The 24,587-nt window shown below is 55.1% G+C and carries 31 protein-coding genes and 2 tRNA genes; 14 read left to right on the top strand and 19 right to left on the bottom strand.

Annotated elements, in window-relative coordinates; all coding sequences use genetic code 11:
• Positions 1-31: 31 nt before the first annotated feature.
• From flgK to RRB22_01700, 12 genes are all read right to left on the bottom strand, one after another.
• Complete coding sequence (gene flgK / locus RRB22_01755; protein MDT8383119.1) at positions 32-1,702, bottom strand: flagellar hook-associated protein FlgK; 1,671 nt, start codon at positions 1,700-1,702, stop codon at positions 32-34.
• A 75-nt stretch (positions 1,703-1,777) separates the two neighbouring features.
• Positions 1,778-2,719, bottom strand: coding sequence for a flagellar assembly peptidoglycan hydrolase FlgJ (gene flgJ, locus RRB22_01750; GenBank protein MDT8383118.1), 942 nt, complete (start codon positions 2,717-2,719; stop codon positions 1,778-1,780).
• A 37-nt stretch (positions 2,720-2,756) separates the two neighbouring features.
• Positions 2,757-3,878, bottom strand: a complete 1,122-nt coding sequence (locus RRB22_01745; protein ID MDT8383117.1) for a flagellar basal body P-ring protein FlgI — start codon at positions 3,876-3,878, stop codon at positions 2,757-2,759.
• 80 nt (positions 3,879-3,958) lie between these two features.
• Positions 3,959-4,645 carry a flagellar basal body L-ring protein FlgH gene (gene flgH, locus RRB22_01740; protein MDT8383116.1) on the bottom strand — a complete coding sequence of 229 codons (687 nt, stop codon included), beginning with the start codon at positions 4,643-4,645 and terminating at the stop codon, positions 3,959-3,961.
• Positions 4,646-4,725: 80 nt separating this feature from the next.
• Positions 4,726-5,511 (bottom strand): flagellar basal-body rod protein FlgG, encoded by a 786-nt coding sequence (gene flgG / locus RRB22_01735; GenBank protein MDT8383115.1) that lies wholly within the window; start codon positions 5,509-5,511, stop codon positions 4,726-4,728.
• Positions 5,512-5,543: 32 nt separating this feature from the next.
• The gene (gene flgF / locus RRB22_01730) at positions 5,544-6,287 is read right to left on the bottom strand and encodes a flagellar basal-body rod protein FlgF (GenBank protein ID MDT8383114.1); all 744 of its coding nucleotides are present in this window, start codon (positions 6,285-6,287) and stop codon (positions 5,544-5,546) included.
• Positions 6,288-6,370: 83 nt separating this feature from the next.
• Positions 6,371-7,591 carry a flagellar hook protein FlgE gene (flgE, locus tag RRB22_01725; protein ID MDT8383113.1) on the bottom strand — a complete coding sequence of 407 codons (1,221 nt, stop codon included), beginning with the start codon at positions 7,589-7,591 and terminating at the stop codon, positions 6,371-6,373.
• 128 nt (positions 7,592-7,719) lie between these two features.
• A complete protein-coding gene (locus tag RRB22_01720) occupies positions 7,720-8,403 on the bottom strand; it encodes a flagellar hook assembly protein FlgD (GenBank protein ID MDT8383112.1) in 684 nt (227 codons plus the stop codon).
• Positions 8,404-8,427: 24 nt separating this feature from the next.
• Positions 8,428-8,841, bottom strand: coding sequence for a flagellar basal body rod protein FlgC (gene flgC, locus RRB22_01715; protein ID MDT8383111.1), 414 nt, complete (start codon positions 8,839-8,841; stop codon positions 8,428-8,430).
• 81 nt (positions 8,842-8,922) lie between these two features.
• Entirely contained in the window at positions 8,923-9,339 is a 417-nt protein-coding gene (flgB, locus tag RRB22_01710; GenBank protein MDT8383110.1) for a flagellar basal body rod protein FlgB, read from the bottom strand.
• A 251-nt stretch (positions 9,340-9,590) separates the two neighbouring features.
• On the bottom strand, positions 9,591-10,424 hold the full coding sequence (locus tag RRB22_01705; protein MDT8383109.1) for a protein-glutamate O-methyltransferase CheR: 834 nt from the start codon (positions 10,422-10,424) through the stop codon (positions 9,591-9,593).
• Positions 10,425-10,467: 43 nt separating this feature from the next.
• On the bottom strand, positions 10,468-11,406 hold the full coding sequence (locus RRB22_01700; protein ID MDT8383108.1) for a chemotaxis protein CheV: 939 nt from the start codon (positions 11,404-11,406) through the stop codon (positions 10,468-10,470).
• Positions 11,407-11,809: 403 nt separating this feature from the next.
• On the opposite strand from RRB22_01700, the gene flgA reads away from it, so the two are divergent.
• The 4 genes from flgA to RRB22_01680 all read left to right on the top strand — a co-directional run bounded on the left by flgA (position 11,810) and on the right by RRB22_01680 (position 14,428).
• Positions 11,810-12,595: a flagellar basal body P-ring formation chaperone FlgA gene (flgA, locus tag RRB22_01695; protein ID MDT8383107.1), complete on the top strand. Its 786-nt coding sequence runs from the start codon at positions 11,810-11,812 to the stop codon at positions 12,593-12,595.
• Positions 12,596-12,687: 92 nt separating this feature from the next.
• Positions 12,688-13,017, top strand: coding sequence for a flagellar biosynthesis anti-sigma factor FlgM (gene flgM / locus RRB22_01690; protein MDT8383106.1), 330 nt, complete (start codon positions 12,688-12,690; stop codon positions 13,015-13,017).
• 47 nt (positions 13,018-13,064) lie between these two features.
• Entirely contained in the window at positions 13,065-13,562 is a 498-nt protein-coding gene (locus RRB22_01685) for a flagellar protein FlgN (GenBank protein MDT8383105.1), read from the top strand.
• 110 nt (positions 13,563-13,672) lie between these two features.
• Positions 13,673-14,428 (top strand): flagellar regulator YcgR PilZN domain-containing protein, encoded by a 756-nt coding sequence (locus RRB22_01680; protein ID MDT8383104.1) that lies wholly within the window; start codon positions 13,673-13,675, stop codon positions 14,426-14,428.
• Here RRB22_01680 and RRB22_01675 read toward each other — a convergent pair.
• Genes RRB22_01675 through arsS form a run of 3 tightly spaced genes read right to left on the bottom strand, consistent with a single transcriptional unit; the run spans position 14,425 to position 16,801 of the window.
• Entirely contained in the window at positions 14,425-15,108 is a 684-nt protein-coding gene (locus RRB22_01675) for a TIGR04282 family arsenosugar biosynthesis glycosyltransferase (GenBank protein MDT8383103.1), read from the bottom strand. The two genes, RRB22_01680 and RRB22_01675, sit on opposite strands and share 4 nt — an antisense overlap.
• Positions 15,105-15,812 carry a TIGR04283 family arsenosugar biosynthesis glycosyltransferase gene (locus RRB22_01670; GenBank protein ID MDT8383102.1) on the bottom strand — a complete coding sequence of 236 codons (708 nt, stop codon included), beginning with the start codon at positions 15,810-15,812 and terminating at the stop codon, positions 15,105-15,107. Before RRB22_01670 ends, RRB22_01675 begins: the two co-directional genes overlap by 4 nt.
• Positions 15,813-15,838: 26 nt before the next feature.
• Positions 15,839-16,801, bottom strand: a complete 963-nt coding sequence (arsS, locus tag RRB22_01665; protein MDT8383101.1) for an arsenosugar biosynthesis radical SAM protein ArsS — start codon at positions 16,799-16,801, stop codon at positions 15,839-15,841.
• Between the two features lie 305 nt (positions 16,802-17,106).
• Here arsS and RRB22_01660 point away from each other — a divergent pair, with 305 nt between their 5' ends.
• The 6 genes from RRB22_01660 to RRB22_01635 all read left to right on the top strand — a co-directional run bounded on the left by RRB22_01660 (position 17,107) and on the right by RRB22_01635 (position 19,240).
• A complete protein-coding gene (locus RRB22_01660; GenBank protein ID MDT8383100.1) occupies positions 17,107-17,706 on the top strand; it encodes an RNA polymerase sigma factor in 600 nt (199 codons plus the stop codon).
• On the top strand, positions 17,703-17,966 hold the full coding sequence (locus RRB22_01655) for a hypothetical protein (protein MDT8383099.1): 264 nt from the start codon (positions 17,703-17,705) through the stop codon (positions 17,964-17,966). Before RRB22_01660 ends, RRB22_01655 begins: the two co-directional genes overlap by 4 nt.
• A gap of 63 nt (positions 17,967-18,029) precedes the next feature.
• Positions 18,030-18,105: transfer RNA gene (locus RRB22_01650), tRNA-Ala, on the top strand.
• Positions 18,106-18,145: 40 nt separating this feature from the next.
• A tRNA-Arg gene (locus tag RRB22_01645) sits at positions 18,146-18,222 on the top strand.
• 182 nt (positions 18,223-18,404) lie between these two features.
• A complete protein-coding gene (locus RRB22_01640) occupies positions 18,405-18,737 on the top strand; it encodes a DUF4258 domain-containing protein (GenBank protein ID MDT8383098.1) in 333 nt (110 codons plus the stop codon).
• A 38-nt stretch (positions 18,738-18,775) separates the two neighbouring features.
• A complete protein-coding gene (locus RRB22_01635) occupies positions 18,776-19,240 on the top strand; it encodes a helix-turn-helix domain-containing protein (protein MDT8383097.1) in 465 nt (154 codons plus the stop codon).
• Positions 19,241-19,428: 188 nt separating this feature from the next.
• Here RRB22_01635 and RRB22_01630 read toward each other — a convergent pair whose 3' ends face one another.
• Positions 19,429-19,803, bottom strand: coding sequence for a hypothetical protein (locus RRB22_01630; protein ID MDT8383096.1), 375 nt, complete (start codon positions 19,801-19,803; stop codon positions 19,429-19,431).
• A gap of 332 nt (positions 19,804-20,135) precedes the next feature.
• A complete protein-coding gene (locus RRB22_01625; GenBank protein MDT8383095.1) occupies positions 20,136-20,450 on the bottom strand; it encodes a PilZ domain-containing protein in 315 nt (104 codons plus the stop codon).
• A gap of 441 nt (positions 20,451-20,891) precedes the next feature.
• Between RRB22_01625 and RRB22_01620 the strand changes: the two genes are divergently transcribed.
• A complete protein-coding gene (locus tag RRB22_01620) occupies positions 20,892-21,176 on the top strand; it encodes a cupin domain-containing protein (GenBank protein ID MDT8383094.1) in 285 nt (94 codons plus the stop codon).
• A 91-nt stretch (positions 21,177-21,267) separates the two neighbouring features.
• Here the strand turns inward: RRB22_01620 and RRB22_01615 are convergent, their stop codons facing one another.
• On the bottom strand, positions 21,268-21,801 hold the full coding sequence (locus tag RRB22_01615) for a tetratricopeptide repeat protein (protein MDT8383093.1): 534 nt from the start codon (positions 21,799-21,801) through the stop codon (positions 21,268-21,270).
• 467 nt (positions 21,802-22,268) lie between these two features.
• On the opposite strand from RRB22_01615, the gene RRB22_01610 reads away from it, so the two are divergent.
• Both RRB22_01610 and RRB22_01605 read left to right on the top strand, forming a co-directional pair.
• Positions 22,269-22,529: a YheU family protein gene (locus RRB22_01610; protein MDT8383092.1), complete on the top strand. Its 261-nt coding sequence runs from the start codon at positions 22,269-22,271 to the stop codon at positions 22,527-22,529.
• A 12-nt stretch (positions 22,530-22,541) separates the two neighbouring features.
• A complete protein-coding gene (locus RRB22_01605) occupies positions 22,542-22,892 on the top strand; it encodes a S24 family peptidase (GenBank protein ID MDT8383091.1) in 351 nt (116 codons plus the stop codon).
• 521 nt (positions 22,893-23,413) lie between these two features.
• On the opposite strand, the gene RRB22_01600 is transcribed toward RRB22_01605, so the two are convergent.
• Positions 23,414-23,710 carry a hypothetical protein gene (locus RRB22_01600; protein ID MDT8383090.1) on the bottom strand — a complete coding sequence of 99 codons (297 nt, stop codon included), beginning with the start codon at positions 23,708-23,710 and terminating at the stop codon, positions 23,414-23,416.
• Here RRB22_01600 and RRB22_01595 point away from each other — a divergent pair.
• Complete coding sequence (locus RRB22_01595; protein ID MDT8383089.1) at positions 23,709-24,548, top strand: hypothetical protein; 840 nt, start codon at positions 23,709-23,711, stop codon at positions 24,546-24,548. The two genes, RRB22_01600 and RRB22_01595, sit on opposite strands and share 2 nt — an antisense overlap.
• The last annotated feature ends 39 nt before the right edge of the window (positions 24,549-24,587 follow it).

Below are 24,587 nucleotides of genomic sequence, written 5' to 3'. Positions count from 1 at the left end.
CCGCGACAACATAGCTTTATTTAGCGACGGCCTAGCGGCCCGTCACATTGATCAAGGTCTGAAAAATTTCATCGGAAATCCGTATCAGCTGGGCCGCGGCCTGATAGGCCTGCTGGAACTTCACCAGGTTGGCCGCCTCCTCATCCAGGTTCACCCCGGAGACGCTCTGATGTTCCTCTACGGCCCGGTTCAACAGCGCCGCCTGGGCATCGGCATTCACCTTGGCCTTGCTGGTCGCGCCGCCCACGGTGGCCACCAGTTTTGCATAGGCCGACTGATAGGTCTCGGTATTACCGCCCAGCAGGCTCTTTGACTGCATGGCGGCGAGGGCCAGGGCATTGGTGTTATCGCCCAGGGCGTTGCCCGACGTGGCCGCCGCGAATTCGGCGGCTGAGCCGATGGCCACATCAATGTCATTGCCCGCATTGCGTACCGGGCGAATCAGGAAACTATCACCGGCGGCGGCGGTGCCGGTCAGTGTGAGTGTGAGCCCATCGGCGGCGACGGTGCGGGGAAAATCGCCGATCGCAAAGCCGCTGTCCACAATAGTGTCATCGCTAATACGCCGCAACGAGAAGGTTGCGCCGTCATAGTTCAGCCGATAGTCGCTGGCTTTTAACAGCGTGGCATCGTCAATGGCAACCCCCACGGTGCCACTGGCCGGATTATTATTGGAACTGGAAAACACCTCCGGGCTGGAGACGTCGATGGCGTTAAAAAAGAGCCCGCCCGCATTACCATTAATATCATCACCCAATTGATGTTGGGTATTAAAGGTGGCCGCCAGGCCGATGGCGAGTCGGCCCATCGAATCCTGTACCGGATTGATGATCTCCTCCCTGAAGGCCAGCAGGCCGCCCAGTTTGCCACCAGTGATCTGGCTGCTGATGGAATAGTCCGTGGCGCCACTGCTCGTACTCACTTCGAGCTGGCTCTTGTCGAATTCATTGCGCATGGTGCCAATGGTGTTCGCTTCATTTCCCAGCACCAGGGTCTGGCCATTGCCGATAAAGATATTGATCGAGCCATCGCCGCCATCCACCGTACTCACGGAAACCAGTTCCGCCAGTTGATTGATGAGCACGTCGCGTTTGTCCAGCAGGTCATTGGGGGGCTGACCGCCGGAACGCGCCATCTCCTGGCTGATACTGCTGTTCAGATTGGCAACCGATGAGGCAATGTTGCTGATCTCGGTGGTGACCGCGCCCAGTTGATCGTTGACCGAGTTACGCAAATCCTCAAAGCGTTTATCCAGCGAGGCGAAGCGATCCACCAGGGTCTCCGCTTCGAGGATCACCACCTGGCGGGCAGGAATCGAGGTCGGGTTATTGGCGGCATCCTGCAAGGCATTGAAGAAGCTCTGTAATGCCGGATTCAGTCCTGCATCATCATTGGCGAGCAGGCCATCCAGACCAGAGGCGAGCTGCTGCAGGGTATCCAGCTGATTGAAGGTGGAGGTGCGCGCCGTGACCTGCGCGGACAGGAAGTCATCGTATACGCGCTTGACGGTAACGACATTCACGCCGGAGCCGACAAAGCCATTACCGACCGCGATGGGATTGCGGGTCGCAAGCTCCACCGACTGACGACTAAAGCCATCGGTATTGACGTTACTGATATTGTGGCCAGCGGTGGCCAGGTTGCGTTGGGACGCCTGCAACCCGGATATCCCGATGCTCAACATATCGCCTGAACTGGCCATGAAATACTCCAATCAATCCCGGGTTTTAAGGCACTACATGTGCCCGCCACCCAAAGTGGTTATCGTCTAAAACGCCTAAATCTTTACCGATCTCAATGCCTGCTGGAGGTCGTCTCCACCGGCTATGCGCATGATTTTATTTGCATAATGTGGGTCGGTGGCGTAACCCGCCTGCGACAGCTGCTGGGTAAATGCCTCGGCATCCGCCGCCACCTCCAGCGCCGCCTGGTAACGGGGCGACTGCTGCATAAAATTGACGTAGTCCGCGAAGCTCTCGGCAAAGGACTCATAGGCCCGGAAGTTTGCCCGCTCGCGCACCGCAATGCCGTCCCGATACTCCAGGGTCGATACGCTGGCCGTCTCCCCGCTCCAGCGCGCATCGGCCTTGATGTTAAACAGGTTGTGACTGCTGGCGCCGGACCTATCACGGTTGACCTTTTTTCCCCAGCCGGTTTCCAGCGCGGCCTGGGCAAGGATCACCTCAGGGGCAACGCCCAGTTTTTCCGCCGCTGCCCTGGCCAGGGGCCACAGGTGCTCCACGAACGCCTGCGGGGTGCCTAATACCACCTCTTCGCTCAGCGATACCTTGTCCCGCGCATCGACCCTGGGTATTGCACCATCGGTCAGCGGCACAGGACGTACCACCGGAAAGACAGGGGAAGGCCTGTCGGAATGAATTGCGGTATTGGGAATCGAGGCTTCGGGCGTTGACTGGCCGGTTTGTAATTGCTTGATCAACATCTCTGCAATGCCCACCCCTTTACCGGCGGCCAGATCAATGGACAGTTGCTTGTCATGCCAGTCCTGATAAAACTCCGTCTGCTGATTATCAAACAGGCCCTCCTCATCGCCTTCACCATGGGCACTCTTCAACATCATCTGCAGGAAGATGGCCTCAAACTGCTCGGCGACAAAGCGCAGCGACTCCGCCGAATTCTCTTCGGTGGTACCGTGGCGCAAGGTGTTCAGGCCTTGCAGGTCGGCATAGACTCCGGCTGATTGAAGAGGTGTGGTCATGGGGTTCAGGCTTCTGCTCTATCCGTAAACATCGCGGCTAGATAACCAGAAGAGTGGCCTTCAGTGCACCGGATTGTTTCAGTGCCTCAAGAATCGCGATCAGGTCACTGGGCGTGGCGCCCACCTCATTGATCGCCCGCACGATATCATTCAGCGAGACACCGGGATTAAACAGGAACATGGGCTTGGCCGTCTCGCTCACTGCAAGCTGGGTGCGCGGCACCACCACGGTCTCGCCCTCGGAGAATGGCGCTGGCTGGCTCACCTCCGGCTGTGCGGCGATGGTGACGGTCAGACTGCCGTGGGTGATCGCCGCCGGCATCACCCGCACATGGCGGCCAATGATGATGGTGCCGGTGCGCGAATTGACCACGATCTTGGCCGAGGCCTCCGCCGGCGAGACTTCAAAGTTTTCCAGCAGGGACATGAAGGCCACCCGCTGTGACGCGTCGCGTGGCGCATTGACCATGATCGACGCACCATCGACGGCCTGTGCGGTGCCATCACCGATTTCGGCATTGATCGCAGTGGCAACGCGATTGGCGGTAGTAAAGTCCGGGGTATGCAGATTCAGGGTCAGGGAATTGCCCTGCAGAAAGGCCGTGGTAACGCCCCGCTCTACCATCGCCCCGTTAGGAATCCGGCCGACACTGGGGACGTTGACGGTAATACTCGAACCACCGGCACCGACCCCAAAGCCACCCACTACCACGTTACCCTGGGCGATCGCATAGATATTGCCATCCGCGCCTTTCAGGGGCGCCATCAGCAGTGTGCCGCCGCGCAGGCTTTTCGAATTGGCAATGGACGAGATGGTGACGTCAATGGTCTGACCCGGTTTTGCGAAGGCCGGCAATTCCGCATGCAGGGAAACCGCGGCCACGTTCTTGACCTGGGGGTTCACATCCGGCGGAACGGTGATGCCAAACTGCGCCAGCATGCTCTTCAGGCTTTGTACGGTGAAGGGGGCCTGACTGGTCTGGTCACCCGTGCCATCCAGACCGACCACCAGGCCGTAGCCCACCAGCTGATTGCTGCGCACACCGGCAATCGAGGTAATGTCTTTCAGCCGTTCGGCAGAGACGTTGAACGAGATAAGGCAAAGCCCGATGACGACCAGCAGCTGATTTACAGTAATCGATCTCTTAGCAATCGTCATTTTATACACCCGTTTTTTATCATCATTAAGGTCAGTCATTGTTCAAGTCGTGCTGTCGTTCGTCCGTCAATCAAAAGAAACTAGAAGGGCCACCAATTGCTATCAAATACCCGCTGTAGCCAGCCCTTGGTATTGGCATCGGCCAGCACGCCCTGCCCGCCATAGACGATACGGGCGTTGGCCACCTGGGTGGAAAATACCGTATTGGTGGGGCTAACATCCGAGGCGCGGACAATGCCGGAAATGCGCACGTGCTCGGAACCCTGGTTCAGGGTCAGCAGCTTTTCGCCACGAATCATCAGATTGCCATTGGAAAATACATCCACCACGGTCACCGTGATCCGGCCCGTCAAACTGTTACTTTGCGTACTGTCGCCCTCGCCCGCAAAATCCCGCTCGGCATCAATGCTGGCTGATAGAATGTCACGCCCGTTGCGGGTCACGCCCTGCCCGAACAGGGTGGGAGCGGCAATGGAGACTTCGGCATCTTTTGCCGTATTGGTGCTGGCGCTTTTACTGGCGTTGGTCTTTTCCTGCAGAATGATGGTGATGATATCGCCGACACGGTGCGCCTTGGCATCCTCGAACAGTGCTACGCCAAAGCCTGACTTATAGATCGAGCCATCGCTGACCGGTAATGGCTCGACGCTCAATGGACGTACGGGTGCGAACTCGGGATCGGACACCGCATGGTGCGTGGTACTACAACCCACGGACAACAAAAATGCGCCGGATATAACAAGCCAGGTGAATACATTCCGGGGCACTGCCAGAGTTGGGCTGCTTGTCTTTGTTGTTGGAATCATGGTCACGGCAGTTACCCTTGGTTCAGTATTTCAGGCATCGGTTACAGGTTGTTATTCAGGTACTGCAACATCTGGTCGGCCGTGGAGATGGCCTTTGAATTCATCTCATAGGAACGTTGCGTTTCGATCAGCGCAACCAGTTCCTTCACGGAATTCACGTTAGAGGATTCCAGGGCGCCCTGCACCAGACTGCCGATGCTGTTAAGCCCCGGTGTGCCGGTCTGGGGTGCGCCACTGGCGGCACTCTCGGAATAGAGATTTTCACCCAGGGGCTGAAGGCCGGTGGGATTCGGAAAATCGGCTAACTGAATATTGCCTATCTGGGTCGGTGTGGCGTTGCCGGAAAGCGTGACAGAAACAATACCGTCGGAGCCAATGGTAACGCTCTGCGCATTGTTGGGAACGGTGATCGCCGGTTGCAAGGGGTTACCCGAAGCGGTAACGATCTCGCCGGTGGCATTGAGTTGGAACGAACCGTCACGGGTATACGACAGCGAGCCGTCCGGGCGCAGCACCTGGAAGAAACCCCGGCCCTGCACCGCCAGGTCAAGAAAGCCTTCGGTCTGCACCAGGTTTCCCTGTGAATGATTTTTTTCCGTCGCCACCGTTCGCACACCGGTACCGATCATCAGACCCGATGGCAGCTGGGTGCCCTCGGAGGATTGCGCACCGACCTGTCGTACATTCTGGTAGAGCAGGTCTTCAAAAACAGGACGGCTGCTTTTGAAGCCCATGGTATTGGCATTGGCAAGATTATTTGAAATAACGGAGAGACGGGTTTGCTGCGCGTCCAGTCCTGTTTTTGCGATCCATAGTGCAGAATTCATCTTCAGTTACTCCTTAATCATTGATATCGAGACTAGCTTGACAGGCTCAACAGCTGGGTCGATGCACTGTCGATGTCTTCGGCAGTCTTCATCATTTTAATCTGTGCCTCGTACTGCCTTGCCAGGGTGATCATATTCACCATTGAATCCACTGCGCTGACGTTACTGGTTTCCAGAGCGCCGGAAACCAGATTGACGGTGGCGTCCGGCTCTGCGCTGACACCATCGGTTCTGCGCATCAGGCCGTCAGTGCCCTTCACCAGCGCTCCACTGTCGATCTTGACCAGCTTGATGCGATCCAGCACCGTTAGCGTGCTCGCTGTCTGGCCGATTCCCTGGATTGAAATAGTGCCATCTTTACCGATGGCAACCTTCTCTGCCGGCGGTATCGCCACCGGCCCGCCATTGCCCAGCACTGGCAGGCCACTACCCGTGGTGAGAATGCCGCCATCTTCGATACGCAGATTGCCGGCACGGGTGTAGGCCTCGGACCCGTCCTTTGCCTGTACCGCAATCCAGCCATCATCTTTTATGGCGACATCCAGATCACGCCCGGTTGCACTGATTGCACCGCTGGTGGTGTCCACCCCCGGCCTTTCCGCCATGGCATAGACACGGGTGGGTTCGCCGGCACCATAGACCGGCATGCTTCTAAAGGACGCCAGATCGGCCCGAAAGCCGGTGGTGTTGGCATTGGCCATATTGTTGCTGTTACTCGCCTGCGCCAGCATGGTTTGTTTGGCGCCTGACATTGCAACATAAAGCATACGATCCATGGTCTGTTCCTGTTGTTTCTTGTTAAGTTTTTTGTCGTAAGTGCTACGTGTTACGACTGACAGCTAGCCATCAATAACGTCAATTAGATATTGATGATCGTCTGGGTAACGGTATCCGCGGCACTGATAACCTGTGCGTTGGCCTGGAAGTTACGTTGCGCGGTGATGAGATTCACCAGACTGGCGGCGATATCAACATTGGAGGCCTCCAGCGCGCCGGACTGCACCAGACCAAAACTGGCGGTATTCGCCTCACCCAGAATAAGGTCGCCGGAATTGAAGGTCTGACTCCAGGAGGTGTCACCCTGTTGTGCCAGCCCGCTCACATTCGCAAAATTGGCCAGCGCCACCTTGCCCAGGGGGTTAGATTGGCCATTGGTAAAGCGGGCAAACACCACACCCTCACTATCGATATCGATACCACTCAGACGACCCGTGGTAAACCCATCCTGGGACAGACCATTCACCGCAAATGGGCTACCGAATTGTGTCGAGTTGGGATAATTCACATCGACCTGTATTGGCAGCGCGCCGGTACCCGACGGCACTGCATCATAGGCAATACTGGTCGGACCCGAGAGGGTACCGTCGGCATTGAAGGTCAGGCTGACCGGAGAAAGACCACCGCTGGTGATTTCGTTGCCATCGATAAACTGGTGGGTATTCCACTGATTCAGGGTTGCCGATTTTACGTAGTACAGGGTCGAGGTATGCGCCGAGCCCAGCGAGTCATAAATGACAGTGGAGGTGGAGTTATTGAAGCTGGTGGGATCACCTGGATTAAAAGGCAACGTGGTCGGTACCGAATCGGATGCGCTGAGATTCAGCGTCACATCGATATTGCTGGTCGTCTGTGGAGGACCATCAGAGGTCAGCAACTGGATGTCCGAAAGCACACCGGTATTAAAGCCACCGCCGGCAATCGCGGGGAACACCTGCAGCTTTTGTCCACCCTGATTCACAATCAGGCCATTGCGATCAATATGAAAGGCGCCGGCGCGGCTATAGGACTGACCGGATGCATCATCCAGCACAAAGAACCCCTGGCCACTGACCGCGATGTCCAGGTTGCGTTCGGTAAAGTCGATATTGCCCTGGGAGAAATTCTGCGAAATACCCGTAACCGAAACACCATTACCGGTGGCCAGACTACTGATACCTTCGAAAGCCACGGCGTACACATCTGAAAACTCGGTACGTGAACCCTTGAAGCCTGCGGTACTCGCATTGGCAATGTTATTACCGGTTACCGAAAGGTCGGTCTGCGCGGCGTTCAATCCACTCAAAGCGATGCGAAATGGCATGATCTATCTCCTTACTCTGCTGTTAGTCAACCCGGTCAGGTAACCGGCTGGTTTTATCTGTTAATCGCGCAATCTGTAAATAATGCAATTTGTTAATAGTGAAGTGTTTGTCTGATCGCTATTAATCGTTACTTGATTTCTTTCACGCTGGAGAAGTCGACGACATTTCCATCGGTTAAATTCAGTGTCAGACCATTACCACCCTGTCCCAGGGTGACGCTGGCGACGGAAGAACTCATCAGGGTTTCCAGCGCCACGGTCTCGCCATCGAATCCCGCATCGGCACTCACAAAGTAGCGCCCGGCATCGGCTGGCACACCGGCGTTGGTCAGGCCATCCCAGTTGAAATACACCTCGCCGGCGGATTGCGAACCCAGCTCCAGCCGTCGAATCACCTGACCTGCCGCATCCTGAATATTGACGCCCACCGAATTCCCGAAAGCCGGCAGATTAACTGCGCCGACAATCGAGCCACCCACCGGCAAGGTTCCTACCGCCGATGGCACCAGCACGGTGCGACCCACCAGACTCGATGCCTGCAATGCCTGATTCGACTGTAACGAGGTGGCCAGTTTCTCGAACGACTGCTGCAGTTCGGCAAGTCCGGTAACGCTACTGAACTGGGCCATTTGTGAAATAAATTCACCATTTTCCATCGGCGCAAAGGGATCCTGATTCTTGAGCTGGGTGATCATCAGGTCCAGAAATTCTGTCTGCCCCAGTTGATCAGGTTTATTTTTACCAACGGCCGATTGCGCACCGAGGCCAAGCTCATTGATGGTGGATGATATGTTGTTATTGATGGTAGTCATTTTCTTTACCCGCTCTGTGTTGGCTTATTGGCCCAGGCTCAATGTACGCATAAGAAGTTCTTTTGATGTCTTCGCCACTTCTGAATTACTTTGATAGGAGCGCGAGGCCGAGATCATGTTCGCCATTTCTTCCACCATGCTCACGTTCGGCAGAAAAATGTAGCCTTCCTCATTGGCCATTGGATGGCCTGGCTCATACTGTTGGCGCAATGGCGCCTGACTCTCAACGATGCCGTTGACCTGTACGCCGGTGCCTGCCGGGGATTCGCCCAGCGCCTTGACCATGGCGGCAAACACGGGCTGCCTGGCGCGGTAGGTTTCACCGCTACTGCTGCTGACGCTCTCGGCATTCGCCAGATTACTGGCCGTGGTATTGAGGCGCAGTGCCTGCGCACTCATGCCACTACCCGCGATATCAAGAACCTTAAAGAGAGACATTATTTTGTACCTGTAAATAAGTAACTGTAAATGTGTTGCTGAAAATACGTGGCTTCATGCCGAGCAAAAATGCCGGAAGCGCTACTCACCCTTCAACGCCGCCTTAATATGCTTGATCTTACTACCGAGAAATTGCAGGTTGGTCTGATACAGCAATGAGTTTTCCATGAACTTGGATTTCTCAAGCAGCGGGTCGACGGTATTACCATCGATTGCGGGCTGACTGGGGGTGCGATATTTCATCTCGCCCAGCACATCATCAACCCGACCGGCGGTCGTGCCCGAGCTGGTAAGATGACGCGCATGGGTGGTTTTCAGACTGCCATCCGCTGCCCCGCTCTTCACCGCCTGCAGTGCCGCCTTGAAATCAACATCGCGGGCCTTGTATCCCGGCGTATCGGCATTGGCCAGATTGCCGGCCAGAATCTCGGAACGACGGGAATGAATCGTCAGCGCCTGCTGATTGATGCCAAAAAACTTGTCGAGTCCAAATTGCATGTCCTGCTCCACGGGGTGATTACAAGCAGACATGAGCAAACGCCGTGCCAAAGAATTATTTATCAGCAATTACAGGAGGTTATGAATTATCAGGGAACCTGGACTGGGCTAAAGCGGCAACTCACCGCCGAACAGCGGCAAGCCGAAATGCCTGGATTTGCAGGCAGGGAGGCGGGAAAGAAACATCTGTTACGCCCACGGTTAACCCGGCGGCGATTGCGTCCGGGTTAACCGTGCGAGGGATTAAACGTTTAGGATTTGAGCTGGTAGATGACGCCGTTACGCCAACGAATCAGATCAAATTCATCCGAGTAATTGGAAATGGACTCGGAACCGCCCAACACCAGATAACCGCCTGGGTTCAGGCATTTCGCCATGCGCGACAGGATGTCACGCTTGAGTTCGGTGGAGAAATAGATCAGCACATTGCGGCAATAGATGATATCAAACCGGCCCATCAGGTTGTAACTCTGCATCAGGTTGACCTCACGAAAGCTCACCCGCCGCCGGATATCATCCGTGACCCGCCAACCGCCATCGCCGGTTTCGCGAAAAAAGCGTGCCTGACGCTCCGGTGACAGGCCGCGTGACACGGCCACGCCCTCATAGGTGGCGGATTTCGCGGCCTCAAGCACGCGTGGCGAGATATCCGTGCCAATAATTTGTACCGCATTGGCGAGCAAGCCGCCGGGCTTTGACTGGCAATACTCCTGCACCATCATGCTCAGGGAATACGGCTCCTGGCCGGTGGAGCAGGCGGCCGACCAGATCCGAATCTGCCGTGGCTGGCGTTTCGACAACTCCGGCAAGAGCATTTCCTTAAGTATCTCGAAAGGATAAATGTCACGAAACCAGGAAGTTTCATTGGTCGTCATCGCATCCATTATGCGCTGGCGTAATCGGGCATCGGATTTCATGCGCCCCATCAGGGTGCTGAAACTCAATACCTCATTTTCAGCCATAATCCGGGTCAGGCGGCTGGTGACCAGGTATTGCTTGTTTTCACCCAGAATGATGCCGCTGGCATCCTCCAGAAAAATACGAAAGGCCTTATAGTCCTCGAGAGTTAATTCGTCAGCGGCCACTGGCTTTCTCAGTGAATTTTTTATTGATAATGATTGGCATTGCCTATTTTCCTGCTTGTCGGGCATCTTTCAGTGCAACCGCTTCGATGACCGCGTTCGCCAGCTCATCCGCATTAAACTTCGCAATAAATTTATTTGCACCGACTTTTTCAACCATTGCCTGATTAAACACGCCGCTCAGTGAGGTATGTAGAATAACGTGAAGATCCTTTAACAGCGGATGTTTGCGGATCTCGGTGGTCAGGGTATAGCCGTCCATATTGGGCATTTCGACATCGGATATCACCATGGTCAGGTGATCCGCGATTTTCGGGTCTTCCTTTGCCCAGTCTAATAATATATCCAATGCTTCCTTCCCATCATTCACCAGGGTGGACTCTATTCCCAGCTGATCAAGGGTGCGTTTAATCTGCTTGCGGGCCACGCTGGAGTCATCGGCAACCAGGATATTCGCCCCCGCCTCAATGGTGCTCCCCGTGACAATCGATGCTGAAATGTCCGAGGTAACACCGACTACTTCAGAAAGAATTTTCTCCACATCGATGATTTCCACGAGTTTATCGTCGACACGGGTCACCGCCGTCATGTAACTGTTTTTACCGGAACCCTTGGGCGGTGCCAGGATTTCCTCCCAGTTCATATTCACAATACGTTCGACGCCTTCGACCAGGAAGCCCTGTGTGGTCCGATTGTAATCGGCGATGATAACAAATGAATTTTCCGTCGCTTCCATTGCCGGCCCGGACATTGCCATGCATAAATCAAGCACGGGGATTGTTCGACCCCGCATGTTGGCGACACCTTTGACCACCCGATTGGAATTCGGAACATGTCTCAAGGCGGGGCAACGAATCACCTCCTGCACCTTAAAGACGTTAATACCGTATAGCTGTGGCCCATGCAGGCGGAATAACAGCAACTCAAGACGATTGGCGCCCACAAGTTGCGTGCGTCGGTCGATATCATCCAGCATTCCCGCCATTTTTCTGCTCCCACGATTGCAATAGTAAAGAGGACATAAAGCTTTCCCCCTATCGACATCCCACTACCAATACTTGAATCAGCCGATGCGATATCTGGCGCGCGTTACCGCACATCGGCCGCTGACAAAAAGGAGATGGCACAGCATGTGCTCCCTAATTCAGATAGACACCTGATGGCGGGCCACTATTGCGGGTATAGGCGACTGAAGGGCCATAGAAAACGGGCCCGTGATCAGCGTCAAAATAGTTTTTCCACCACATTCAATCATTTAGAAAATAATTATTAAAGCTGGACGGTTTTTTGACGATAGTACCTACAAGTGAGATGACACAAGCTCAACAGCTACATTTTATTCAACCGGTAAAGACTGACCGAATAATGGCAAATATGAAGTGATGACTATGAAAACAGAGACCCCGATAACAAAAGCCCCGTCCGTCAGGCGTGAAAACAGTCCTGTTCCGGGGCTACTGCTGGTCATCTCCCTGCTGGCTAGTGTCCTGCTGGCTAGTGCTCTGCTGGCTAGTGCCCCGGTCTACGCAGAGACCAGCGCCTTTCAGTCTTCCGAGAGCTTACGTCTCACGGCACAGACGTTCCTCCAGCAACAAACCGCCCATCAGCGCGAACAGGAGTCAGAGATCAGTATTGGTCATCTGGATCGGCGCCTGCAGCTTACCGAGTGCTCGATCCCCCCTACCGCCTTTTTATCACCCGGCAGCAAACTGCAGGGGAAGCTCAGTGTCGGACTGCGTTGCGCGGGTGAAAAACCCTGGACCGTTTATATCCCTGCGAACATAAACAGTTACGCCACCGTAGTCACCGCCGCCCGCCCACTGCCCCGCGGCACGCAACTCACGGATGCGGACCTGATGACCGTCAGACAGGACATCAGTCGACTACGCGGCGGCTATTTCACCAAAGGCAAAAATCTTATCGGCAAAATTGTGAAGCGCCCGATTTCAACAGGCCAGGCATTCACCGTCACCAATGTCCAGCCGCCGTTACTGGTTCGTCGTGGCGATGAAGTGGTAATTCTGGCCTCGGTTGGCGGCCTGCAAGTCAGGGGAAAAGGCAAGGCACTGGACGATGCCGCGCTGGGAGAGCGTGTCCCGGTGCGAAACAACCAGTCACAGAGAATTGTACAGGGCACGGCCGTTGAATCCGGCGTCGTCAGTGTACAAATGTGAAACAAATCACGGGCTTATGCATTTTTTTCGAGATAAAGAATCTGGCCGAAAGGCCGATAGAATCATCAGAGTAAGTAACCAGGAGTATAGGCATGGCAGTTGAAATCACCGGAGTCCCTGGGGCCCCATTACCCAACCATCAGACGGCGAAAACTGACACACACAACGCAGGAGTAGTCGGCCTGAAATCACGCCTGAGCAGCGACAACGCTGCCACGAGTGCACCGTCCACCGACTCCGTCACCATTAGTCCTCAGGCGGAACGCCTGCGACTGATTGAGACAACCGTCAATGCTCAGCCCGATGTGGATGACGCCCGCATCGAAAGCCTGAAATCTGCCATTGATGCGGGCAATTATGATATTGACCCACAGCGCGTAGCAGAGAAACTCATTGAACTCGAATCTCAATTTGTCGCCTGACATCACCAAACATCAACACAATCATAGTGAGCGACATGACAACGACAATGAACACTGAAAACAGCAGCATAATCCTGGCCCAGGCCCTGGAGCAGCAAACCAGGGTCATGCTGTGCATGTTGGACGCGCTCCGCGAGGAACACCGCACACTGTCCTCTGCCGATCTCGAAAGCTTTGAAAGATCCGTTCGCAACAAGCAGGATCAGGTAACGATCCTTGAGCAGACACAGGCCCAGCTGGGCGCACTGACACCCATCCTGAATGGAAAGTTTTCAAAAACGACCATTGTCAGTTATATCGGGAAATTGCCCGCCGGTAGCCAACGCTCACAACTCGAAAGTCTGTGGGATACGCTGCAAAAGACAACCAGGGACTGCAGCGAGCAAAATATCATTAACAATAGAATCATGGATGCCTCCAGCACGCACCTGCGGCAGGCCATCAGCATTTTACGCGGTGATCTAAGTGGCCCGACGGTCAACGTTTATGGTGCATCCGGTCGGCAAAAGGCGAACTCCAACGGACAATCACTCGCGACGGCCTAACAGGAATTGGCAAGGGAAGGCAATCAGGGAAGGTAAGAACGGATAGTAACAAGGCAGCCAATTTTGACGATACGGAATATAAAACCACCCGCATGCAACAGGCATTACTAATGGCCAATCGTGAACCTGCTAATAGCGCAGATACTGACGACAGTTATGTTCAGCAACACGAAACCATCACCTCCTCCGTGCGTATCGCCGCAATACTGCGTCCTGTGATGGCGAATCATACGATCATTACAGCGATGCTGCCGGGCTCCAGCCATTTTTTTAATACCGCATTTCTTGAAATGGATCTTGACAAGGGAATGCTGGTAATTGATGAACTCAAGCCAAACACCGGCCATGACCTGCTGATAAATGCCCAACGTGTCACGCTGCAAACCATGCATGAAGGTGTAGAGATCAACTTCACGACCAAGCTTAAAAGTGCCAGTAGCGAAAATGGCATTGCCCTTTATCAGTTGGAATTCCCGCAAAGCATTCGTTACCTTCAACGCAGAACCTCTTTTCGGGTGCCGGTGAGTGGCGCTGACAGGATCGATGTCGTCATTCATGCCAGGAATGAACAGATGTATTGTGGCGAGCTAAGCGACATCTCCCTGGGAGGCATGTGCATTCGGTTCCCAAAAAAACTGGCCAGTGCTTTTGCGAATGATACGGAAGTAAACCAGTGCCATATAAAGCTGCCGAACAAACAAGACATCAAGTGCGCGTTTAAAATCTGTCACTCCATCGTCAACGATGCGAGCAACTGCGTGCACATTGGCGGCCACTTTGAGCGACTCGACAAGGCTCAGAGCCGGGCCATCGAACGGTTCGTGATTGAGCAGCAACGCGAAAACCGGAAAAAAATGCAGCGCTAAAGGATTGGCTTCCTACCAATCAGTTTCACCAGATACTCAGAAAACCCCCGCTCCAGCGCCAGCTCATCCGCAGAATCCCGCAGGCGTCTCAGGTCATCGACATCATCGATATCCCACAACGTGGATAGCTCCTTCACCTTACCGGTGAGGCGCGATCGGGTTTTTGCCAGCACCTTTGATGTCCCCCAGGGCATATCGGCAAATAGTGGCGGCTGAGGCTTGCGCAACCCCAGCAGCACATAGCCGCCATCTTCGGCGGGTCCCAACACCGCGTCTTGCTGTTCCAGCGCAGCAAATGCCGCACGTATATAGGCCGTATCCAGTGTCGGGCAGTCTGTGCCCACAACGACGGCGTTGCGTGACTGAGACAATGCGTTGGAGAAGGCCTGTTCCATCCGTTGTCCCAGGCATTCCCCTGTCTGCTGTTTCAATACCAGCCCATATTCCGCCGCACAGCGCCGAAAAAAATCATGTCCCACATCCGGGGTGCACCACAGCTCGACGGGGGCAATAGCGGCCCTCGCCAGCCTGTTCAGGCAATGCCATGCCAGGTATTCATGCACCGTTGCAGCGGCGGCATCACCGATAGAGGCGGCAAGCCGTGTCTTCACACGGCCCGGTTCGGGGGCCTTGCAGAAAACCATGATGCGGCCATCGGGGTATAACAGGTCAGTGCTCATTGATTGCGTGTGCCTATTGGCGATATTTTCGGGCGATAGTGTCGGGCTAGCCGGGCCGGGTCAGCCCCCAGCCAGTAGGCCAGTCGTAATCGCCACATGAGCCAGACCGTTTTAAGGATGCCGTTTTGTTCCCAGCGCCGACTGGAGGTCACGACCTTTTGTGAAAGACAGATCGGCCTGGCCTGTTGTTTAAGTCGGCGACTCATCTCGACATCTTCCATTAACAGGATCGCCGCATAGCCGCCCAGCTTTTCAAACAGCGACCGGGCAATAAAGATCGCCTGATCGCCGGTCGCGATCCCCGTGAGTCGGGAACGCCAATTCATCATCTGTTCAATCAGCCGAAATAAAATATGCCCACCCGACAGGCGCACATCGAATCGTCCCCAGGTGGTCGACTGCCGAACGATGTTTTCGGTGATCGCCCTGATGCCATCGTCGGGCAATAAGGTGTCGGCATGCAGGAACAGCAGCACATCGCCCACCGCGGATCTCGCTCCCGCATTCATCTGCACAGCGCGCCCGGCAGGCGCAGAGACCACCCGGTCGGCAAGCGGGGCCGCTAGCAACACGGTGTCGTCTTGACTGCCGCCATCAGCGACAATCAGTTCATGCCCCAGATGTCGCATCCATTGCAGTCTTTTGAGCTGGGCCTCGAGAATGCCTGCCTCATTTAACACGGGGATAATAATGGAAAGTTTCAACAATCGCGGAGACGTCCCGGTGAGGCTTAATTAAGTGCGCCACCACAGCTACTGCCCTGACCCGCCGTGCAGCCATAGCAATGGCCCCTAACGGTAATCGGTAACCCGGCCGTATCGGCATGAATTAAATCACGCAGGTGGGGAGTCTTATTCTTGGGGAGTTGCATGGGCAGGCCGAGCATTTGATTAAAGTCACAGTCATAAAGGAAGCCCCGCCAGTCAATGCTGACCAGGTTCCGGCACATCACGGTTTCCAGGTTTGTATCCTGGTGTGCCTCCCGCAGCAGGCTCATGTAGGCATTAAACTGACCCTTGGATATCAGGCTGCTGCCAAACCGCTGGATCGGCATGTTTGCCAGGGTTAACAGGCGCGTAAAGACAATCCCGTACTTCTCGAATAACTGCAATTTGTAATCCGCTTCAAGATCGGCCTGCGGCGGCGGAAGGTAGGGGCCGGTGGGATTGTAGACCAGATGCAGTTCCAGACTGCTGCCCTGCTGCCCATAGCCCAGCGCATTGAGAGCCTTGAGACCGGCAATGCTGCGTTCAAACACGCCTTTGCCCCGCTGGCCATCGACATTCTCCTGCTGGTAACAGGGCAATGAGGCGGTGATCTGTACCTGATGTTCGGCCAGAAAATCGGCCAGCCCCACCTGACCGGGCTCACTCAATACGGTCAGATTACAGCGATCCATCACCCGCACATTTCGGCTGCGCGCCGCCTTGACCAGGTCTCGAAAAAAGGGATTCAGCTCCGGCGCGCCGCCGGTGAGATCGAGCATTTCCACGACATTGGCATCGAGGTAGTCAATGATCACCTGGATATTTTCACCGCTCATGATCTCGGTGCGTTTGGGACCGGCGTTCACATGGCAGTGTAGACACTGCTGATTGCATAAATAGCCGAGATTTACCTGCAGCACAGATACACCCATCCGCGACAGGGCGGGAAAGGCAGTCTTTTCAAGCAATGGCAGTGTCTCCAACATCGTATCGCTAACTCCTCTTTATTCGTGTATTGATGCGTGTATTGATGACCACATCAGAATCCAGTCACATCAATTTGATCGATCATGATAGAACAATGATTTTCCAGTACCAAATCCGCATCGCGGCCCGGCGGGCATTGATCGGTGGATGACTTGCCGGCTACGCGACTTGTGGGCAAAATGGCCCTCTGCCGCGACGGGCACAGTGTCAGCCTCGAGTATGAATGATTAAGACACCTGTTTTTGTCTCCTGTTACGCTATAAAAAAATAAAAAATTACCAAGGTAATCTACGTGGCGACTCCCGTGCTTCCCCCAGACGACATACTGATTCCCAAATTATTGGCCCGCGACGAACAGGCCTATGCCCAGGTTGTTGCCGCCTATCACGGCCTGATGGTGCACCTGGCCCGCGCCATCGTGGGCAGTGCCATCGCGGACGAAGTTGCTCAGGAGTCCTGGCTGGCGGTTCTCAGGGCCCTGCCCAAATTTGAACGGCGCTCCAGCCTGAAAACCTGGATTCTGCGCATCGTCAGCAATACGGCCAAAAGCCGCCTGCGCCATGAATCCCGCACGGTGAATCTGGGCGATACACTCGAAGAGGCGCCCATTGTGGATCCCGCACGCTTCAGACCCAACGCCCACTGGTCCAGCCCCCCGGCGATGTGGCACGCCGAAACACCCGAGGCCCTGCTCGCCAGCACCCAATTGCGGGAATGCATCAGCGCGGCGCTGGACGCACTGCCACCGATCCAGCGCGCCGTGCTCACACTGCGGGATATGCAGGGGCTCGACATGGAAGATATTTGTAAGGTTTTAGAGGTTTCTGAGTCCAATGGGAGAGTTTTGCTTCATCGCGCCCGCAGTCGTATCCAGCTGGCCATCGAGGAGCACGAAAAGAGATGAGTATGATGCCAAGCTGTAAAGACATAACAAAACACGCCAGTGACTATGTGGATCACCACCTGCAGTGGTGGCAACGGCCTGGCTATTGGCTGCACCTTGTGATGTGCGTACATTGCCGCCGTTATATAGACCAACTCAAACTCACCATTCGCACACTGGGTCAAACGCCAGAGGCCACGCCACCCGAGGTCGATGGACAGCAGGTGCAGGCCATCGTCGCACAGCTGCAAAAACCGAGCGCAAAAATCGATTCGGAATAGTCTGCACCACTGGCGAGAGGCCAGAAGTGAATGCTACACTCCGCGTCACACGAGAGTAGATGTGGGGCCGTAGCTCAGCTGGGAGAGCGCGTCGTTCGCAATGACGAGGTCGGGAGTTCGATCCTCCTCGGCTCCACCAATTCCCCCTCTCACCCCAAGCGGTCCATATTCAACACCCTGCCCCGGTAGCTCAGCTGGATAGAGCAATCCCCTCCTAAGGGATAGGTCGGACGTTCGAATCGTCTCCGGGGCACCAATTAAATCAAATACTTACACCAGTATTTCCCCCGGTAGTCACAAGGCAAGCTGAATCGTAAGTGCTGTGTAAGTGCAGCAGACCGAATTGACCGGGGTCTCCTACCAGTCGCAGCCCCACCAAAAACAAAGTTGACATAGAAAACCCGACCGTCAATACTTGACGGTGTTGGACGATATAAAATGCAGGAGGCGCCATTGCCCGCCAGAAACATCACCGAGCTAAATCTGACACCGGAATCAGCGCGCAGGGTCATCAGTGATATCGCCAAAACTTCGGGGCGTGTGTTTTTTACTGACCATGCCGAAGAACGGATGCAGGAACGCCAGATAACCCGCGCTCAAGTGCTGAGGTGTCTGCGTAGCGGACGAATTATCGAAGGGCCGGCTAAAGGGCAAAATGACGACTGGACATTCCTAATGGAAGTCATCTCTGCGGGGGACATCATCAAGACGGCCGCCGCATTGGGCTTTGATTCTGATGGTAACCGGATAGTTGTAATCACAGTTTATTGATAACCGTGAAGACTGAAGAATCATAGGAGCATTAAATTATGGGTAAACTTTTCCACTACACAAGCAGCGGTTTGGATGGCGTTTGGCTGCGGAACGGTTTTACTGAAACCACCACTCCTTACGGCAAAGCCGTTTCCATTCATAATATCGAAGGCCTGCACCGCGCTATCGGTTTGGACATTGTGTGCAGAAAGTCGCAACTGCAACCCAATGAAGTGCGATTTCTGCGCAAAGAGCTAAACCTCTCCCAGACTCACCTAGCTAGAATTCTCGGCGTTAGCGAAACAACGGCGCGAAATTGGGAATCAGAAGATAAAGGCAGAGCGCGTATCCCTGGCCCCGCCGACCGCATACTGCGCGCTTTATATCGGGAATCTGTGCAGGGAGACGGCAAGATTCTCGAAATGCTGGAAAGCATCAGCGACCTGGACGAAGAAACAGGCAAGAATCGTATCGAGTTAGAGGAAACGGAAAGCGGCTGGACAGCTAAAGCCGCTGCTTAAAGCAACCTAAGCCCGATTTCGCGCCCATTGCCATAGCTGGCGGCGTAGCTACAAGCAGATGCCGATGGCATAAAAAAACCCGCCTCGGACAATCCTTGGCGGGGGATATAACCGCTTTTGCGGCAGGCTGATTGATCACAAATCAGTAAGGGATAGGTCGGACGTTCGAATCGTCTCCGGGGCACCAATCATCCACGACTATTTTGTTTGCTGGGCCTCACCCTGGTGAGCTTGCAGGCAATCTCATAGCGGTGATCATCCCGCAAGCCACATCGCACCACCACCGCTTCCGCGACAATCCGGGGCACGCGCCGCATAGTTCCCGGCAGCAGCTCAAGATTGATTTTGGTGTCCTGCAACAGGGTATTGTCGCAGACCATACGCACGCCCGTTGCGGAATAGTCGCACAGGTCGGCGTTTTCCCAGTGGCCTTCCGCGAAGTGTTCATGCGCTAGCCCAGGCCGGTGCGCATAACGTACCGGACAGCTGGCCACAATGCGGGGAAACATCCTGCGCTCGGCGCCACCGGCGGAGTGTTCCTGCCCCTGATACGGTATCGACATAACACCCCCTCACCTATTAAACGCTGAAATTCCGTTTGAGTACCGTTAGCGGGTACAACGCTTGCCCCCCATCACCAGACACAGTGACGCCCTACAGCCACTGTGTCGGCCGATATCGCGAAATCTTAAAATATTATTCTTATTGCTGATTTAGATATTTAGGCCGACCACTTCATACCTTCGCAGGATAATCGCGCAGATTAGGGGATGCAGGTAGTAATTGGGCTGAACAGATACTGGATAAGGCGTTGATCGGGCCAAAGGCCTGGCGCGGTCAAGTGGCCAGCAAGGAAATGTGTGCCATCAGATTCGCGGAGAGAAAATTCGTGTGACTACCGATACACCTTGAGGATCTTGCAGGAGACCTCGAAGCGGTGCTCGGCGTTGACCTGACAACGCACCACGATCCCGGAGGCGGAGATGGCGGGCACCGTTTTCTGGCTGCCCGGCTTTATCTGGATCGAGACCTCGGCCTGCTCGGGGAGATTTTCGTCACAGATCATGCAGACACCGGTGGCGGAAAAGTCCACCAGACGGGCGACCTGCCAGCGTTTGTTGGCGGATTGCCGATACAGGACCGGGCAGGTTACGGTGATGCGGGGAAATACGCGCTTATTTTTAGGCTTGTCGTCCATCATGCTCGCCATACCGACTCAGAGCCTGTGAAAAATTCGACAGCCGTAGCGAGGGCGTCGATTTGCGAGCGAAACAAGGCGCGCTACGTGAAAACAAGGGAGTTTGGTGGACCAAATGACCGCCGTTTTCACGTAGCGCAACGCCGTTGCAGCCGCAAAGCGGCGCCCGCAGTAGGCTGGCGATTTTTTCACGGGCTCTCAACACACTCGCTAAGGCGAAACACCGCAACCGCACGAAGCCTGTCAGCCGCCGGCACTCCCCCTCCCCTGCACACCGTTTGCGCACCCTTCTTCCACCCGCTTATACCCCATAATATCCTGCCTCAGCTTATCGGCGTAAGTGTCGGAAAATGAAGCGGCTGTCAGGGCCTCCAGAGACGCATACTTACCCTCCCCACAGCAACACGGGTATAATTTGCGCCGCACCCACCTTTATTCACTGAGAACCGGACCATGACCGAAATCACCATCGAGCACAACGTGACCCCCATCAAACTGGACGCCATGGACGTGGATTGCTGGCCCATCTGGAAGAAGGAGATCTCGACCTTTGAATGGTCCTACGATACCGATGAGGTGTGTTACATCCTTGAGGGTGCCGCGGTAATCACCCCGGCTGACGGCGAACCGGTCAGCATTGAACGTGGCGATCTGGTCCGCTTTCCGGCCGGAATGACCTGTACCTGGCACATCACCGAAGACATCGAAAAGCACTACCTACTCAAACAACCGGCCTAACGTCTACTCACACACTGCGCAAACAACCTGCGCAATCACCCGGCCTCACTTATCACACCGCCAGCCAGTATAGGCGGTATCCGCACAGGCCTTAACGCGGGGATGTTGTACCCTGTTGTTCTGTTTGCTGCTTGATCAAGCGGCTCACGGTTTGCCTGAACTCGGCCTCAGCGGGAGCATATTTCGCCGCTTTGGCCTTACCCAACCACTTTAACGCCCGGGCCTTGTCGCGCGGCCCCGCCCTGCCGGAGAAAAGCAGCTTACCCAGCTCGTACTGTGCCGGCACGTGCCCGGCCAGCGCCGAACGACGAAACCAGTCGAGCGCCCTGGCGGGCGCATGTTCCAGCTTCTCGCCATACAACAAGAGATAACCGACCTTGTAGGCCGCCTGCTGGTGTCCCTGCTCTGCCGCCAGCAAAAACCAGTGCAGCGCCTGGGCGTGATCGGTAGGAGTACCGCGGCCGCGGAAGTACATGTCGCCCAGGGCATACTGGTCATCGGCCTGGCCGGAGCGGGCCTGCGCCAGACCGGCCTTAAAGCGCTCATCCCAAATATAGTCACCCTCAAACGCCACTGACGGCTGACTGACACAGAACAGCAACAACAATGCGCCACCGATATGCATCTTGCTCACCAACAACTCAGAGCCTGTGAAAAAATCGACGGCCGTAGCGAGGGCGTCGATTTTCAAGCGAAACTTCGAGCGAAACAAGGCGCGCACCATGAAAACAAGGGAGTTTGGTGAACCAAATGACTGCCGTTTTCACGTAGCGCAACGCCGTTGCAGCCGAAACGCGACGTCCGCAGTAGGTCGACGATTTTTTCACAGGCTCTCAGCTCCTTATCCTGAAAATGCACAGCGCATGGCACCATTAATGGCGAAATAAAACCACAGGTTGTAGTGATAAACCATTCATCTCATTAATGCAAAAAATTTATCGATAGCGTACCTGCCCCTCATCCGATTCACTGATATGTCCAGCCAATGTGCTACTAGCACTTCACCACCGTCCGTGGCTCAATGACGCCAATGAACCTGTTATAATCGCCTCCTGATCGTTGGCCCGCCTGTACCTGATCGACGCAACCGTTATGAAAATCCCCCACCAGCAATTATCCCCCGATACCCTGTACTCCCTGGTGGAGGAATTTGTCACCCGCGGGGGTACCGATTACGGTGAACACGAGACCTCGCTGCAGCAGAAGGTACAGCAGGTCATTGGCCAGCTGGCGAAAGAGGATGCCTTTATTGTGTTTGATGCGGCGACCGAGACCTGCACTATCCTGTCGGCCGCAGAGGCGCAAAAGTTCGAGGCTGCGGCAACCACGGCAGACAACACCACCGACTCATGAGGTAAAAAGACCATGGCACAAACAGGCTGTAGCTCTGAAGGGATGGAGGCCTTTGCATTGCAGGTGATCGGTGACAGCATGTCCCCCGAATTCGAGGACGGGCACATCATCATCGTCGATCCAGGCTTTCCGTTGCTGGACGGCGTATTTGCCGTCATCGAAAACAACGGCGAGATCATCTTTGGTCAATATTTCGAAGGCGGCCCCGGGCGCGGCGCCTGCCGGATCGAATACCTGAAACCCGGGATGGACCCCGTCATTCTGGCGGCGGGGTTTCGGAAAAGGGGGGTGATTACCCAGCGCAATGCACGTCGTCGCAGGGACACCAAATACTACGATTACGCGGCCAGGCCCGGTGCCTAGGAGCCTGTCATCACCTAGCCTGTCATAGTCAGCCTGAAAGGCCGCTGGCACGGCAATCCATGGCGATGTATATCGCTCACCCACATCCACATCTGGGTGAACGGCCGTTAGCTGTTGCACCACAACATGCAACAGACAGGATTAGAAACCAGTCTCAAGCCATTCTATTTATTGTAAAAATGGCCATAAAAAAATCCCGCGATGCGGGGGCATCACGGGATCTTCTGTTACTGGACCAGTGCGGTCCGGACGAAAATGCTAGGCGCGTTCGTCGATATGACGGCCAACTGTGGAAGACGCATCACGGGCCGGAGCCCCCCTGTCACCACCCGAATCAGAACTCGTCGCATTCTGCTGGGCCTCACTCTGTGACGTCTCTCGAACGGCCGTTTCCAACTGGGCATCCCGAGGAGGCGTTGGCTGTACCTCAGCTACCGCCGGGGTTTGCACACCACTAATGTCCATGTCTGCCTCCTATCAATCACTTTACATACGTACTATAAGCTACTGTATATTAATCATTAATTTATATCTGTCTCGCAATGGTCTGAACAGTACCCTGATTTATATATCGTCCAGCCCCAGTAAACCTGAATGATTTGTGCTGCATCTTTGAGCAATCCCCCTGGCGCGATCTCACGGCGCGATACTACATAGACGCGGGCCGACTGCCCATCACCACCAGTGCCGCCCCATTTACCGGTATCGGGTATATAATGCCGGCTGTGCGCAACGACGCGCCTCACGCAAGCAATAATCACTACGAGAGACTGTCCCACCAACACCATGCTGAATGCTGCACCACTACTGATCGTCATGAGCGCCATCCTAGCATTGCTCGCCGTGCAGCGCCTACTCAGCCGCGTCACTCCCCCGGACCAGCCTGCCGAACTACCCCAGGCCGCACCCCCCGCCCCGCCTCCACGCCCCCGCGGCCGACCGCTGGTCGAAGGGCTGTCGGTGAGCGGGCTGGATGACCGGGCCATTGAACAACTCAAACAGCTGATTGGCCAGAATGATGTGGGCGCGCTCACCGCCTTTCTCGCCTTTAACCGGCCCGGGTTCATCGAACTCAATGAATGTATCGCCCAGATTCAGGCCACACCCGCTGAAAAAGGCAACATTCCCCTGCCGGCCGGACTGCGGCTGGCCGCGCTCACCAAAGACGAGCAACGGGAGCTATTATCAGCGACGCCAGGCTCTCCACGCCTGATCACCCGAGAACTTATGTCACGCTTTGGTGGTCACAGTTTTGAACTTTTGTTTGCCCATTATGCCGCCCGTGAGCCGTCCATCACCTTACACGTACCGCCCTTTGACCCTGACCGCAAGATCATGGAATCTCTGGCCCAGTCCGGCATCGCGCGCAAGGGCCGACACATTCCCCTGGCGCAGCGATTGACCGTATTGAAGATGAGCCAATTACGACAGATGGCAAAAGACCTGAACCTGGACAAAAAATTCACCCGCAAGCAGGATGCCACCGAAACACTGGCCGACGTGCCCGGCGCGGCCGTGTTACTCTCCATGCAATACGTGATCGACGATCTCTTTGCCCTCAACCCCATCAAAGAAGATCCCGCACAGATAAAGCAGGAATGGGCCCACCTTACCGCCTACGCGAAATTATTGGGCACACTCAAACTTCCTCAATAGGCCGGTGGTGCAAGCTCGGACACTACGTTACCCTTTCAC

It is taken from the genome of Gammaproteobacteria bacterium (assembly GCA_032250735.1).
In the GTDB taxonomy this organism is placed as follows: Bacteria; Pseudomonadota; Gammaproteobacteria; order SZUA-152; family SZUA-152; genus SZUA-152.
The sequence above is the reverse complement of the archived record's forward strand: the minus strand, read 5'-3'. Positions and strand labels throughout refer to the sequence as shown.